The sequence below is a fragment of the Brucella rhizosphaerae genome (assembly GCF_002252475.1).
In the GTDB taxonomy this organism is placed as follows: Bacteria; Pseudomonadota; Alphaproteobacteria; order Rhizobiales; family Rhizobiaceae; genus Brucella; species Brucella rhizosphaerae.
Window position 1 is genome coordinate 49810 of sequence record NZ_NNRK01000026.1, and the last position, 14596, is coordinate 64405.

Below are 14596 nucleotides of genomic sequence, written 5' to 3' on the forward strand. Positions count from 1 at the left end.
GCACGGCTTCGGAAATTTCCGCAAGTATCGACATCAAGTATCAGGCGAAGCGACGACCCGCTTCTGTGCGTTGAAACTGAATGAGATCCAACGATGGCGCATCTGCACTGAGCTTTGTCAGGGCAGCATGGATTTGTCCGCGGTGATGGGTCTGGTGATTGAACAGATGGCCGAGTGCAGGGGCGACCCGTTGGCTTATCGTTCGTACATTTGTTGCCGTCATATATGTGAAGCGGCCGGAAAGGCGTTCGGCGTTCATGCTTTCAATGTACTTGCAGATGCGCTCGTCTTCGGCCCTTCGCATGTCACGCAGTTTGATGAAATCGTCGGTGATGATGGCGTCGAGCTGGTTTGGATGATCACCTTCGCCGGTAAAGCGTTTCATCCAGATGCGGTCAGTAACCAGCAAGTGGTTGAAGGTTCGATGCACCGATCCGAAAAATAATCCCAGATTTAGCCGGTAATCAACATCGCTCAGATCTGCTGCTGCGGAATAGAGCAGTTCATTGGCCCACCGATTATAATAGGCGAACATTTGAAAGTGCTGTTCCATGATTGCCCCCTGAAGCATTTCCAGCAAAAGCGCGAAGCAGTTTTGCGTGAGGTAAATACGAAAAATAAACAGATAGAGCGACTTCAATCATTCCCTTTGAATCGAAACCGCTCTGATGAATCGATTTCTCCATCTATGCAGTCAATTTTCTGCCGTCTCAAGCTGATAAGAGACTTGGCTGAGGGCCTCCCCCTTGGCAATCGGGGCTATCAACGCTATAGAGCCTCACTTTTCTAATTTTCCATCATACAAGGTGTCATAATGGCAATCGAACGTACCTTCTCCATGATCAAGCCTGATGCGACCCGCCGCAACCTGACCGGTGCTATCACCGCCAAGCTTGAAGAAGCTGGTCTGCGCGTTGTCGCTTCCAAGCGCGTCTGGATGAGCTTGCGTGAAGCTGAAGGCTTCTACGCTGTTCACAAAGAACGCCCTTTCTTTGGCGAACTGACTGAATTCATGTCTTCCGGCCCAACCATCGTTCAGGTTCTCGAAGGCGAAAACGCTATTGCCAAGAACCGTGAAGTTATGGGTGCAACCAACCCAGCAAACGCAGACGCAGGCACCATCCGTAAGGAATTTGCTCTGTCGATCGGCGAAAACTCGGTTCACGGTTCGGATGCTCCTGAGACTGCAGCTGAAGAAATCGCTTACTGGTTCTCCGGTACCGAAATCGTCGGCTAATTGCTGAGGAATTCAAAGAAAAAGCCCGGAGATTTCTCCGGGCTTTTTTTGTTTCTGGATTTATAAAATCAGAGGCTTTGGGCAAGCCGTGCCAATTCGTCGCCGCCTTCGTCAATCAGAACAAGTTTTCCGGCGTCCATTTTGTACGATCGTGTTTTGCCAAGAACATCGAGGAACTTGCGTTCCTGGGTCATCAGAGCTGGCGGGCACTGCATATAGGTCGAGCCGATATCGGCAAAAGAAATGCTGCTTCCTGAGATGACTGCTTTGCTCATAAAGCGATTGCAGCCACCCGAGCCGCTGACAGTACCGTCGGAATCCACCAGCAATGTAGTTTGTGCGGTGTCAATGACTCCGCTGCCCTGAATGTCTTCTGCGAGCCAGTCCTTGCCTTCAATGCCAATCGTCACAGCGTCATCGGCGCTCTTGCGAACCATGACGACCTTGATTTCAACAGGCTCATCAGGGTTTTTCGGGTCAACGGTGTAACGTTCGTCACTCACAAACCAGAGCGTATCGCCGGCGATGATGCGCGCCTGCAAAGCATAGGTATGCTGGGGTTCAATCCCATCCGTATCAAAATTAATTGCGAAGGGGATTGGGGAGCCCTGAGGGGCGTCTAGCTGTGTTTCTCCGATAATTTTGGAGGGTGCATCAGCGAGCGAAATATCATTGAGCTGCACGATAAGACGTGCTTCCGGCGGCAGAGCAATGCGCTCACGATAAACGACCTTACCACTAATGGTTTTATCAGCTGCTATGCTGGCAGTCGGCATGGACGTTGTTAAAAACATGGCCGCTCCGCCGAGCACACCAATGCCTGCTGCGAGCGCCGCCACGATTGATAGAGTTTTCGTAAGTCCTTTTAGCATTGCCAAATCCGAAACTTCCGTTCCTCACATTTTTTGTCTTGTGTCTCTGGCGGCGCTGACAACCGGCTGATTGTTTCAGTGATCCCACGCCCGCAGACATCATGATTCATGAGGCAGACAATAAACGCCGCTTCATGTGAAAATTGTGGCGGTGCGGTCACACACCATCCAAAATACCCTATATTTTAGGGGGTTAAATAGTTAATTCGTCATTAAATAGAACGAGTGAAACTCTTTCTATGTGAAAAACTGTTTTACCTGCGACAACTTGCCCGTAAAAATGAAGGGCTTCAGCTCTTCTGCCAGCGTCCGCGGCTTTGCTCGTCTTCGGCTTTTGATTCTACCCATCCGGCGACGCTGCCATCGATCAGATGTTCTCGCTTCCAGAACGGGGCTCCCGTTTTCATGAAGTCCATCAGAAACGAAGCAGCCTCGAAAGCGGCCTGTCGATGGGTTGAGGCAGTGACGACGAGAACGATATTTTCGCCGGGTTTAATGAGCCCATAACGGTGAATGATAGAGACACCTGATAGCGGCCAGCGCTCAATGGCATCATGGGCTATACGGCGGATTTCAGCTTCTGCCATTCCGGGATAATGTTCCAGCTCAAGAGCTGAAAGCCTGCCGCCTTCATCACGGCAGAGGCCGGTAAAGCTGACTACAGCCCCGATATCCCTGCGACCTTCGCTAAGCTTGTTAATCTCTGCGGCGATGTCGAAGTCAGCAGCGCGGATGCTGATGAAAAGGGGGCAGGTCGATTGCTTTGTCATGTACGGGCCATATCAGCCACCGGTCATTGGCGGAAAAAGCGCCACTTCATTGCCGTCCCTGACCAGTTCATCATGTTCAGCATGTTCCTGGTTGATAGCGGCGCGAATGACATTCTCATGCTCAAACGCCACTTCATATTGATCGCCTAGGCTTTTTAGATGAGCAATAAGCGCGCCAACACTGATCGTTTCGGAAGGAAGCTCTATGACTTCCTCTCCCTTGCCGATTTTTTCCCGCACCCAGGCGAAATAGACCAGATTTACGCGCAAAACGATCAATCCATCACATGTTTGAGGCCTGCGCGGAAATAATCCCAGCCCGTGTAAAGCGTCAGGATGGCTGAAATCCAAAGCAGGCCGATGCCAATTTCGGTTGTGTAAGGCAGGATTTTTTCCCCTGCAGGGCCAGCGAGCAGAAACGCCAATGCAACCATCTGTGCGGTGGTTTTCCACTTGGCAAGTTGCGAAACAGGAACGCTGACCTTCAACTCGGCGAGATATTCACGCAAGCCCGATACAAGAATTTCGCGGCAAAGGATGATGATTGCAGCCCAAAGGCTCCAGCCCGCAATTGTCTTTGCTGGATCAGCCGCGAGCAAAAGAAGACAGGTAGAAACCAACAGCTTGTCAGCAATTGGATCGAGCATACGTCCTATCGTGGAGGTTTGTTTCCATGCACGCGCCAGATATCCGTCGAAAAAATCTGTAATGCTCGCAAAAACAAAAATTCCCAATGCGCTCCAACGAGCAAAATCACTGGAATGAAGGCGGCCTTCAACAAAGAAGCATAAAGCAACCAGAGGCACCGCAAGAATTCTCACATAAGTCAGAATGTTGGGTAAAGAGAGAGTGTGATTTTTCCGCATTGTACCGCCGCATTCGTTGTTGGTGCACATCATCAGGGATGACCGATAAAATCAACACCTGCGCGCCTGTTCTGCCGGGGCGTAATGACGCCATTGGGGAATTAATTGCCCAAACCCGGACAAAATTACGTCATCGATCATGAAAATGGTCGTGAATGGTTTTTGCCATCGCCTCCGATATGCCATCGATCTGCATCAAATCCTCTATTGCTGCTCTGGACACAGCCTTTGCCGTTCCAAAATGATGGAGAAGTGCGCGCTTGCGCGTTGGACCGATTCCCGCGATTTCATCGAGTGGATTGGAAATCATTTCCTTCTTGCGCCTTGCGCGGTGTGTACCAATGGCGAAACGGTGTGCTTCATCGCGCATGCGCTGAATGAAATAGAGAACCGGATCGCGCGGAGGCAGCGTAAAGGCTTGCTTACCTTCAACAAAAAAGCGCTCGCGTCCTGCTTCGCGGTCCACGCCCTTGGCTATACCAATGGAAGTCACCAACTGACTTATGCCCAGCTCGCCGAGAATTTGCCGTACAGCCCCGACCTGACCTTGCCCGCCGTCAATGAGAATAACATCGGGCCATGACGGGAAGGCGTCGTTTGCCATCTCAGGAATATCGGTCTCGCTTACAGGCACCGGTTCGCCATGTTCCTTGACCAGTCGGGAAAACCGCCGCTCAATCACTTCGCGCATCATGCCAAAGTCATCGCCGGGTGTGATGTCAGTCGATTTGATATTGAACTTTCGATACTGATTCTTGACGAAGCCTTCTGGTCCAGCAACGATCATGCCACCAACTGCATTTGTGCCCATGATATGCGAGTTATCATAGACTTCGATGCGGCGCGGCGTATGTGGAAGGCCAAAGGTCTCAGCCAACCCTTTCAGGAGGCGTGCCTGTGAGGAGGTTTCTGCAAGTCGGCGTCCCAGCGCTTCGCGCGCATTGGTCAGAGCATGATCGACTAATTCTTTCTTTTCTCCGCGTTGCGGAACATTGACCTGCACGCGATGGCTCGTCCGCGAAGATAGCGCTTCAGCGATAAGTGCTTGTTCTTCAACGCTTTCGGAGAGCAGAACCAGTTTAGGGCACGGCTTGTCATCGTAGAACTGCGACAGGAATGCGCCGAGCACTTCCGCAGGCCCGAGTGAACTGTCGGCTTTAGGAAAATAGGCGCGGTTACCCCAGTTCTGACCTGTACGGAAGAAAAAGACCTGAATACAGGTCATGCCGCCTTCCTGATGGATGGCGAATACATCTGCTTCTTCAACCGTCTGCGGATTGATGCCCTGATGCGATTGCACATGTGAAAGAGCCGAGAGGCGATCACGATAAACCGCAGCATGTTCGAAATCGAGCTCCGCAGAAGCTGCCTGCATCGCTGCCGCAAGATGATCCTTCACGGTCTGGCTTTTGCCGGACAAGAAGGCTTTGGCTTCGGCTACCAGTTCCGCATAATCCTCGTCACTGACTTCATGCGTACATGGGCCGGAACAACGTTTGATTTGATAAAGCAGGCAGGGGCGTGTGCGTGTTTCAAATACCGAATCCGTGCATGTGCGCAGCAGAAAAGCGCGTTGAAGCGCGTTAATCGTGCGACCAACGGCACCTGCGGAAGCAAAGGGGCCAAAATATTCGCCCTTGCGGGTGCGTGCGCCGCGATGCTTGAAAATACCAGGCGCACGGTGATTGCCGCTCAACAGAATGTATGGAAACGACTTATCGTCGCGCAGCAGCACGTTAAACCGCGGCCGCAAGCGTTTGATAAGATTCGCTTCAAGCAGCAATGCTTCGGTCTCAGTGCGCGTGACGACGAATTCCATTGTCGCCGTCTCACCGATCATGCGGGTGATGCGGTTCGAATGACCCACCCCGCGCGCATAATTAGAGACACGCTTTTTTAGGCTGCGGGCCTTGCCGACATAAAGCACGTCGCCGTCGCTGTTGAACATACGGTAGACGCCCGGATTATTCGGCAAGCGTTTGACGAAGGCATTGATAATGTCAGCGCCGCTCAGACCGTTGGTGTCAGGCAATCCATCCGACGAATCCCATTGGATCGAATCGGCAGCCGAGGCAACGGCCGATACCTCTTCGATTACGTCATCATCCTCGTCAGATTCTGCATCGCCCATAATAATACCGGCCACATCCTGCTCATCATCAGATGGCTGGCGTGAAATAGCATCATCAGTGGTCTTGCGTGGTCCGGTCATTCCGTAATTCCTGCAATATCCGGGGTTTCCCACGCCAGATGCTGCCCACCGTCAAGTGCAATCATCTGGCCTGTTACCGAGCGGTTTTCCCAGAAGTAGCGAACAGTACGTCCAAATTCCGACAGGTCGGGTGCGCGTTGCAAAGGTAAGCGACTGACCTGCAATTCAAAATCATCGGCATTCTGGCGTTCGCTGGGCAAAGTTGGACCCGGGGCGATAGCATTGACGCGAATATGTGGTGCCAGCGCCTGTGCCAGTGTCTTTGTGGCGTTCCAGAGTGCCGTCTTTGAAAGTGTATAGGAAAAGAACTGCGGGTTCAGTTTCCAGACGCGCTGGTCGATCACATTGACAATAAGGCCATCAGTCTTCTCCGGCAGTGCTTTCGCCATTTCTTCCGCTAGCATCACCGGCGTTTTCAAATGAATCGCAAAATGGCGATCCCAAAGCTGCATATCCAGATTGCCGACGCGATCGTCTTCAAACAGCGAGGCATTGTTAATAAGCAAGCGAATCGGCCCGAGTTGCTCTGTTGCCTGTCGCAGCAGCCCACGTACATCGCTTTCATCAGAAAGGTCGGCCTGTACAACGCAGGCTTTGCCGCCATTCCCAACAATATACGCCGCAAGCGCTTCGCCGTCATTAATTGAGCGGTTACAATGAATAGCCACCGGAAAGCCGTGAGCTGCCAAGTCTTCGACAATGGCCTTGCCTATGCGCCGCGCGCCCCCCGTCACCAGAACAGGGCAATTGGCAAGCGGGTTGGTTTCCGGATTTTCAAACAGGGTAAACACTTTCTTATCGTGATTCATCGCTTCATTTCATGCCATTTTGCCGGAAAAAATACAGCAAAAATTAAGGGGTCCAATGTTCACTGCTGACAAAAACCTAGCAAATTCAGTGGTTTCAATTGTATCGGGTTTTTCAGTTCGAAAAACATAGACGCCGCTTGTCCCTATATAGGTGCATGAGAGGAGCGTTGCGAGAATGCAACATCGCAATTTTGCCATGTTCTCGTCAGGTTCTCTCCACAGAAGGGGGCAGATCGTGCCGCATTTACCCTCGATATGTCTGTCCTGTCAGCGCGGCACGGGTAATTTACTCCCCAAGATGTTGCCCACCCGATAAGGGACCGCGCTAAAGGTAATTTTTGTAAGGAGAATGCTATGCGCACTCTTAAGTCTCTTGTAATCGCCTCGGCTGCGCTGCTGCCGTTCTCTGCAACTGCTTTCGCAGCTGACGCCATCATGGAACAGCCACCTGTTCCAGCTCCTGTTGAAATGGCTCCAGTGTCGAGCTGGGCTGGTGGTTACACCGGTCTGTACCTCGGCTACGGCTGGAACAAGGCTAAGAACGAATCTTCGACTTTTAGCGATCCAACGATTAAGCCTAACGACATGAAGGCTGGTGCATATGCTGGCTGGAACTTCCAGCAGGACCAGTTCGTATATGGTGTTGAAGGTGACGCAGGTTACTCCTGGGCCAAGAAGTCCCTTGACAATCTTGAAGTCAAGCAGGGCTTTGAAGGCTCGCTGCGTGGCCGTCTCGGCTACGACCTGAACCCAATTATGCCTTACATCACTGCTGGTGTTGCTGGTTCGCAGATCAAGCTCGACAACGGCGTTGAAGACGAAAGCAAGTTCCGCGTTGGCTGGACTGCTGGTGCCGGTCTGGAAGCTAAGCTGACCGAAAACATCCTTGGTCGCGTTGAATACCGCTACACCCAGTTCGGTAACAAGACCTACGACCTCGGTACCGAATCGGTCCGTAACAAGCTCGACACCCACGACATTCGCGTTGGCGTTGGCTACAAGTTCTAATTACTTCGTAATTGAACAGAAAAAACCGGGCAGGAAACTGCCCGGTTTTTTTATTATTCGATTTTTTTAACCGTGAGGCAGAAGCTTTGAGAGTTCGGGATGCAATTCTTCAAACCGTTTCATCCAACGCTTGAGCTTTGGCCGACCACGCTCCCATTTGCCTTCAAAGCGCAGGCCCAGATAGCCAAGAGTGGCCGCCACAGCCAGATGGCCACCATGCAGCTTTCCAGCAAGGCGAGGAGGGGCTTCGTTTAAGAAATCGAGTGCACGTTCTGCCTTGCGCCATTGCAGATCAAGCCATGGTTGATGCACTTTTTCTTCAGGACGCGCGCGGCGCTCGTAAACGTGAGCCAGCAAGACATCGGACAGGCCGTCTGCAATTGCCTCATAGCGTTCCGCATCGGTGCGCTTTTCAGCATTACGCGGGAACAGCTTGTTCCCAGACGTGCGGTTCAAATACTGCATGATTGCACGGCTGTCGAACACCGACTTGCCATCTTCCGTGACCAAGGTTGGAATTTTGCCAAGCGGATTGGCATTGATGAGATTTTCCGGCTCTGCAGAGGTCGTAACCACAACACTCTCAAACGGAATACCCGCATGATGGGCGGCCATACGCACCTTTGCGCTGTAGGGCGAGGCGGGTGAATAGAGGATTTGAGTCATCTCCATTCCTGGTTGTGAAAATTACAGAGAGATTTTCCAGAAAAAGTGCAAAGCGGTTCTGCGGATTATAGCTCGCAAAAACAGTTAGTTACAGCAGGCTTAACGAGATGATCTGGTCGTGGGCATCATAACTGAACGACTGCGGCATGCGTTGGCATTGACCTGTTCACAGGAACGGAACTTGAGATCCCTGGTCATGCAGATGCGCACTTCCTGAAGATAGTTTCTCTGGCATGATACGGATATGCCGTCGGGCTTCATGCCGGGATTTGCGGCAATAAATGCTTTTTCAACCAGCGCAGGATCGACGCGTCGTCCCGAAGTGAGACTGCGAAGGCTCGGCGGAACGCTCACCTGCTGATAAGCTTGGCGAACAGTGGCGAAATAATCGCTTTGCGAGAGACCTGAGCAGCTTCCGTGTTTGCGCCACTGATGCGCAACAAGACCGGTTGATGGCATGATATCAGAAACGCTTGAAACGATCTGGCGAGGAACAAAACTGCCACGGCTGCGGGCATTGTCGAACTGACAATCTGCCGGATATCCCCGCTCATTCTGCGGCCAAAGGCCATGAACCACAAAACCGAATGGTCGGCTGATGCCGCATTGCTGTTTATTCGCTCTTGGGCCTTCCAGAGCACAATAGCTTGGCGACCACGAAAGAGACAGAACATAGAAATCGAAATCACCGGGGCGACTATTGCCCCGGTCCTGCGCCACTACGGGCAGCGCTGCAAAAAAAGTGGCAAGAAGGACGCTCGAAAGCGTCGCCAGTTTGCGCAGCATCATGGGCACTATCAGCGCAGAACGCGGCAGCTTGCGTCGTAGACGAACCAGCGGTCAAAGCCGTCAACACAGAATTCGACATTCTGGCCAACACCAGCAAAGCCCTGGGCTTCTTCTACCATGTACCAAACCGAACGGTACTGACCGTCGCTGAGAACAGCAGTTGCCTTACAATAGGTACGTTCGATCTGCGCCGGATTATTCTTTGGTTCATAGCGGGTGAGGCGAACATCGCTCATGGCCGAAATGCCAACTTGCGGCAGGTTCGGAACATTGCGGACCTGATATCCAAAATCTGCAACGACACTGCGCAAAACCCCTTGCTGACTGCAAAGACCAGCATCGCCGACGGATGCCGGAGCCGATGTGAGGTAGTCGGCGGCGCTTGCGGGCAGGGAAGCGAACGTCAGGGGAAGAACCGAAGCGGCCAGCATGGCTGCTCGAGAAAACTGTCCGATGCGATCCAACTTGCGTTGCATGTCTCTATCCTGTCTCACAATTCGAGCATGAAGCTCGTTTTCCAAACTTGTCAGGGTGCAGTTTCATTCAGCAATCAGCGACGGTCAAGTGCGATCCGTCTCACCGCGTATCCATTGAATGCTGAAATTGCCCCCCTTTTCTTCGCTAAGCAACTTGGTAAGGCAGGGAAGCAGGATTTGCATCTCACTTTCCAGTGTAAAGGGCGGGTTGACGACAATCATTCCGGTGCCATCAAGGCGTGGTTCGGATGATGGCGCGCGAATCGCAAGTTCGATCCGCATGATTTTTGGAATCTCGGTTTCTCGCAGACGCTTCGAGAAGCGCTCCGTTTCTTTACGGTCCTTCACCGGATACCAGAACGCATAGGTTCCGCCGGGAAAGCGCTTGTAAGCCTTGACGAGCCCATCAACGAGACGGTCGAATTCGCCTTCTATCTCAAAAGGCGGATCAACAAGCACAAGCCCACGCTTTTCCTTGGGAGGCATATGCGCACCAAGCGACAGCCATCCATCAAGTTCAATAACGCGTGCCTGATAGTCGCCGTCAAACAGCTTTGCCAGCTTTTTGGCGTCTTGCGGATGCAGCTCAATCGCTGAAAGACGATCCTGCTTGCGTAGCAGATGCCGCGTCAGAAGCGGAGAACCGGGATAATGCTTGAGCTTATTGCCTTTGTTCACCGTGCGAACTGTGTCGAGATAAGGCTGAAGCAGTTCGATGGCCGCTTGTGAAACTTCACCTTTTTCGACCGCATCCAATACCCGACTGATGCCGCCGGTCCACTCGCCGGTTTTCTCAGCTTCAGTGCCGCGCAGATCGTAAAGACCGATACCCGCATGGGTATCAATCACACGGAAGGCCTGATCCTTGCGCTTGAGATATTCAATGAGGCGGGAAAGGATGACGTGCTTGACGACATCAGCAAAGTTCCCGGCGTGGTAGGCGTGACGGTAATTCATGTTCGCGCTTGTTTCATGCCTCGTCGCTTTCGGCAATATCCGAGCTCAGTTAAATGTGACATAAAACTGTCATCATCCGCTCTCATCTGAGTCGAGTTTTGCATGTCTGGTAGCGTTCTGCTGATAGTCCTTTGTGGCGCGTTTCTCCACGCAAGCTGGAATGCTATCGTAAAGGGAAGTGGTGACAAGTTTTTTGCTGCAGCCAGCGTGACTGGAGCGGCGGGACTGGTCGCTGTATTTTTCCTGCCATTTTTACCGCTGCCACATCCGTCGAGCTGGATATTTATTGGGCTCTCGACCATCACTCAGGTCTTCTACATGTCGCTGGTGGCAGCCGCTTATAAATCGGGCGACATGAGCGAAGCTTATCCGATCATGCGTGGCACGCCACCTTTGCTCGTGGCGCTTGTCAGCGCACCGCTGATTGGCGAAGTGATGAGCTGGCGTAGCTGGATTGGCGTGATCCTTATATGCTCCGGTGTTTTGGCTATGGCGCTTGAAGCGCGGCGTCGTAATGGCGGCGCTTCCAGCAAAACCGCGCTGCTAGCTTTGGCTAATGCGGGCTTTATCGCGGCCTATACGATCATCGATGGCGTAGGGGTGCGCGCATCAGGTCACACCTTATCTTATACGTTGTGGCTATTTTTGATAAACGCCTTTCCGCTTGCTGGCTGGGCACTCTATCGTGAGCCGGATCGCTTTCTGCACTATGTTCGTAATCGTTGGCGTCCGTCACTTGTAGGCGGTTTGGGAACATTGGGTTCATACGGCCTTGCCCTATGGGCGATGACGATGGCACCGATTGCAGTGGTTGCGGCTCTTCGAGAGACAGCGATCCTGTTTGGTGTGCTGATTTCTGCGTTCATTCTCAAAGAGAAAGTGGGACTGCCGCGTTTTCTGGCAGCAGGCTTTATTGTGCTTGGTGCGATCACGTTGCGGCTGGCTTAAAAATATATTTCGTCGCAGGCTTCTTAATTCGTGAGAAATTCGTTTCTGCGGAAGATGGGTTGCGCTAAAAAAGCACTATGAACCAGTTGTCCCCCAAAGCGAATATCAAAATCGGACATTCTGCCTGTCCGCATGATTGCCCGTCCACTTGCGCGCTTGATATCGAGCTGCTGGACGAGCGCACCATTGGCCGGGTGCGCGGCGCAAAGGATAATAGCTACACCGCAGGTGTGATTTGCGCCAAGGTGGCACGTTATGCCGAGCGCGTTCATCACCCTGATCGCTTGAAGCATCCGCTCATTCGCGCGGGTCGAAAGGGTGATGGTGAGTGGAAACAGGCATCCTGGGATGCAGCTCTCGATCTGATTGCCGAGCGTTTCATCAAGGCTGAAGAGACTTACGGCAGTGAAAGTGTCTGGCCTTATTACTACGCGGGAACAATGGGGCTGGTGCAGCGCGATTCCATCAACCGACTGCGTTTTGCCAAGCGTTATTCGAACCAGTTCGACAGTTTCTGCACAAATATGGCCTGGACGGGCTATTTTGCCGGAACGGGAAGTCTGACGGGGCCAGATCCGCGTGAGATGGCAAAAGCCGATGTGGTCGTCATCTGGGGCACCAATGCGGCCGCCACTCAGGTCAATGTTATGACCCACGCTGTGCGGGCCCGCAAAGACCGTGGCGCCAAGATCGTTGTCATTGATATTTACGCCAATGCCACTGTACGGCAGGCAGATATGGGTATTGTGCTCAAGCCCGGCACTGATGGCGCCTTTGCCTGCGCTGTCATGCATGTGCTGTTCCGCGATGGCCTTGCCGATTGGGATTATCTCAACTGTTACACTGATGATCCAAAGGGGCTGGAGGCACATCTTGGTTCCCGCACGCCTGAATGGGCGGCTGAAATCACCGGCCTCAATGTTGAAGAAATTGAGGCTTTCGCGCATCTGGTGGGCCAAACCAAGCGGACCTATTTCCGTCTTGGCTATGGCTTTACCCGGCAGCGCAATGGTGCGGTGAATATGCATGCCGCAGCGTCAATTGCCTGTGTGACTGGTGCATTCTTATATGAGGGCGGTGGCGCATTTCATTCCAACTCCGGCATCTTCAAGATGGACAAGCGCGAGATCGAAGGAAGCGCGATGCAGGACAAAACTCTGCGCTTTCTTGATCAATCGAAAATCGGGCGCATTCTCACAGGTGACAGTGAAGCGCTTTATGGCGGGCCTCCTGTTACTGCAATGCTGATCCAGAACACCAATCCGATGAATGTGACGCCGGAACAGCGTCTGGTACGGAAGGGCTTTGCACGTGAAGACCTTTTTGTGGCGGTACATGAGCAATTCATGACCGATACGGCCAAGATGGCCGATGTGGTTCTGCCTGCGACGACGTTCCTGGAGCATGACGATATTTATCGCGGCGGCGGTCAGCAGCATGTCGTGCTCGGCCCCAAGCTGATTGAGCCTCTTGCAGAGGCACGGCCGAACATCTTCGTCATTAACGAGCTGGCCAAACGCTTAGGCATCGCCCATTTGCCCGGCTTTGACGTCGATGAGCGCACGCTGATCGACAATATGAATGCTAACAGCGATCTTCCGCATTTCGATGAGCTGAAGGAAAAACGCTTTGTCGATTTGCAGCCTCCGTTTGAGGAAGCGCATTATATCAATGGCTTTAAGTGGCCGGATGGCAAATTCCGTTTCCGTCCTGACTGGACCGGAAGCCCGTCACCGAACAAACCGCCAGAAGTCATGGGTTTGCAGGGACCGCATCAATCGATGCCAGAGTTTCCAGACTATTGGAATGTGATTGAGGCTGTGGATGCAGAGCATCCATTCCGCCTTGCAACATCGCCTGCCCATAATTTTCTGAATTCGACTTTTGCCGAAACGCCCACATCGCTTGCCAAGGAAATCAGACCAGAGCTTCTCATTCATCCGGATGACGCGGCTGATCTCGATATTTCTGATGGTGAGCGGATCGAAATTGGCAATCATCGCGGAGAAGTCGTGCTTCATGCCGTATTGCGTACCGGTCAAAAACGCGGCGTTGTGGTGTCTGAAGGCATTTTTCCGAATGCCACATTTGAGCGCGGCGAGGGGATCAATACGCTTATTGGGGCCGAGCCTGCCGCCCCTTATGGTGGTTTAGCGGTCCACGATACAAAGATCTGGATTAGAAAATTGGCTTAAAACAAAGCCCGCGCCCAACATATGTTGGGCGCGGGCTTTCTGAATTATCGGGTCGGATTAACCTGCGTAGTTCAGCTTGAGCTTGGAAAGTCCAACAGCTGCGTTGAGACCTTTCTGGCCCTGAAGCGAGATAGGCTGCAGGGAGATTGTCTTCCACGAACCACCAGTCAGAATGTTGGTGCCAGCGCCGATACCGATCGAAGCATTTGCCGAAGCGCCGACATAACGGCCCTTCAAAGCGCCTTCGGGGCGAACGGTTGGCGCCCAAACGGCCCATGCAATGGTGCCGCCATTGATGAAGCCTATATCAACGCCGATTTTGGTGATGTTGCCGGTGTAATGTTCAACCGGGCCGCGACCGTGCACAGGCCGGAAAACGCAATCCACGTCCTGCTGGCTGCCGATGATGACACCGATAGCAGGGGAAATATCGCAGGAAAGGGTGCCAACTTCCGAACGTGGCTGAGTGCGACCTGAGCCGGGAGGCGCTACGAAGTCAGCTGCGAGGGCAGGAGCGGTGATCGCGATGCCCGAAATGACGGCCATAGCCGACAGGAAGGAAGTCGAGAAACGGAGAGACATGATGTTGTCCTCTAATAAATACAAAACAGAAAGAGACGCCCATGCGACTCTCAAGGGTTGCCGAAGCAAATCCCCTTACGCAGTGGAATTAGGGCATTTTCACGGGAATTAAAGTTTTGTTAACGAAAAAATTGGGGTGTGATGAATTTGTCGCGCCTAATCTCCTGTTTGGGCGACAAATGCGCTTTGACAGGAGCTTCTGCCGTGGG

At 52.6% G+C, this 14596-nt stretch carries 16 protein-coding genes; 4 read left to right on the forward strand and 12 right to left on the reverse strand.

From position 1 onward, the window contains the following. Positions 1-40: 40 nt before the first annotated feature. Positions 41-553, reverse strand: a complete 513-nt coding sequence (locus CEV32_RS09500; RefSeq protein WP_094577447.1) for a DinB family protein — start codon at positions 551-553, stop codon at positions 41-43. Between the two features lie 261 nt (positions 554-814). Here CEV32_RS09500 and ndk point away from each other — a divergent pair, with 261 nt between their 5' ends. Continuing rightward, positions 815-1237: a nucleoside-diphosphate kinase gene (gene ndk / locus CEV32_RS09505; RefSeq protein ID WP_007874342.1), complete on the forward strand. Its 423-nt coding sequence runs from the start codon at positions 815-817 to the stop codon at positions 1235-1237. Between the two features lie 68 nt (positions 1238-1305). Here the strand turns inward: ndk and CEV32_RS09510 are convergent, their stop codons facing one another. The 6 genes from CEV32_RS09510 to CEV32_RS09535 form a co-directional block, all read right to left on the reverse strand. Further along, positions 1306-2109 carry an META domain-containing protein gene (locus tag CEV32_RS09510; RefSeq protein ID WP_094576598.1) on the reverse strand — a complete coding sequence of 268 codons (804 nt, stop codon included), beginning with the start codon at positions 2107-2109 and terminating at the stop codon, positions 1306-1308. 290 nt (positions 2110-2399) lie between these two features. After that, the gene (locus CEV32_RS09515; RefSeq protein ID WP_094576600.1) at positions 2400-2879 is read right to left on the reverse strand and encodes a molybdenum cofactor biosynthesis protein MoaE; all 480 of its coding nucleotides are present in this window, start codon (positions 2877-2879) and stop codon (positions 2400-2402) included. A 12-nt stretch (positions 2880-2891) separates the two neighbouring features. After that, positions 2892-3149: a molybdopterin converting factor subunit 1 gene (gene moaD, locus CEV32_RS09520; protein WP_094577448.1), complete on the reverse strand. Its 258-nt coding sequence runs from the start codon at positions 3147-3149 to the stop codon at positions 2892-2894. 5 nt (positions 3150-3154) lie between these two features. Then, positions 3155-3745, reverse strand: coding sequence for a CDP-diacylglycerol--glycerol-3-phosphate 3-phosphatidyltransferase (gene pgsA, locus CEV32_RS09525; RefSeq protein ID WP_094577449.1), 591 nt, complete (start codon positions 3743-3745; stop codon positions 3155-3157). 130 nt (positions 3746-3875) lie between these two features. Further along, positions 3876-5957: an excinuclease ABC subunit UvrC gene (gene uvrC / locus CEV32_RS09530; protein ID WP_094576602.1), complete on the reverse strand. Its 2082-nt coding sequence runs from the start codon at positions 5955-5957 to the stop codon at positions 3876-3878. Then, entirely contained in the window at positions 5954-6766 is an 813-nt protein-coding gene (locus CEV32_RS09535) for an SDR family oxidoreductase (RefSeq protein ID WP_094576604.1), read from the reverse strand. The genes uvrC and CEV32_RS09535 overlap by 4 nt, the downstream gene beginning before the upstream one ends. Before the next feature lie 354 nt (positions 6767-7120). Here CEV32_RS09535 and omp25 point away from each other — a divergent pair, with 354 nt between their 5' ends. Beyond that, complete coding sequence (omp25, locus tag CEV32_RS09540; protein ID WP_094576606.1) at positions 7121-7774, forward strand: outer membrane protein Omp25; 654 nt, start codon at positions 7121-7123, stop codon at positions 7772-7774. A gap of 66 nt (positions 7775-7840) precedes the next feature. Here the strand turns inward: omp25 and CEV32_RS09545 are convergent, their stop codons facing one another. The 4 genes from CEV32_RS09545 to CEV32_RS09560 form a co-directional block, all read right to left on the reverse strand. Then, positions 7841-8440, reverse strand: coding sequence for a glutathione S-transferase (locus CEV32_RS09545; RefSeq protein WP_094577450.1), 600 nt, complete (start codon positions 8438-8440; stop codon positions 7841-7843). Between the two features lie 99 nt (positions 8441-8539). Then, a complete protein-coding gene (locus CEV32_RS09550; RefSeq protein WP_094577451.1) occupies positions 8540-9226 on the reverse strand; it encodes a ribonuclease T2 family protein in 687 nt (228 codons plus the stop codon). Between the two features lie 11 nt (positions 9227-9237). Next, entirely contained in the window at positions 9238-9705 is a 468-nt protein-coding gene (locus CEV32_RS09555; protein ID WP_094576608.1) for a hypothetical protein, read from the reverse strand. A gap of 84 nt (positions 9706-9789) precedes the next feature. Next, on the reverse strand, positions 9790-10662 hold the full coding sequence (locus tag CEV32_RS09560) for a 23S rRNA (adenine(2030)-N(6))-methyltransferase RlmJ (RefSeq protein WP_094576610.1): 873 nt from the start codon (positions 10660-10662) through the stop codon (positions 9790-9792). Positions 10663-10764: 102 nt separating this feature from the next. Here CEV32_RS09560 and CEV32_RS09565 point away from each other — a divergent pair, with 102 nt between their 5' ends. Then, positions 10765-11610 (forward strand): DMT family transporter, encoded by an 846-nt coding sequence (locus CEV32_RS09565; protein WP_094576612.1) that lies wholly within the window; start codon positions 10765-10767, stop codon positions 11608-11610. 77 nt (positions 11611-11687) lie between these two features. Beyond that, positions 11688-13805 carry a molybdopterin oxidoreductase family protein gene (locus CEV32_RS09570; protein WP_094576614.1) on the forward strand — a complete coding sequence of 706 codons (2118 nt, stop codon included), beginning with the start codon at positions 11688-11690 and terminating at the stop codon, positions 13803-13805. 57 nt (positions 13806-13862) lie between these two features. Here the strand turns inward: CEV32_RS09570 and CEV32_RS09575 are convergent, their stop codons facing one another. Further along, the gene (locus CEV32_RS09575; protein WP_094576616.1) at positions 13863-14387 is read right to left on the reverse strand and encodes a DUF992 domain-containing protein; all 525 of its coding nucleotides are present in this window, start codon (positions 14385-14387) and stop codon (positions 13863-13865) included. Positions 14388-14596 lie beyond the last annotated feature (209 nt).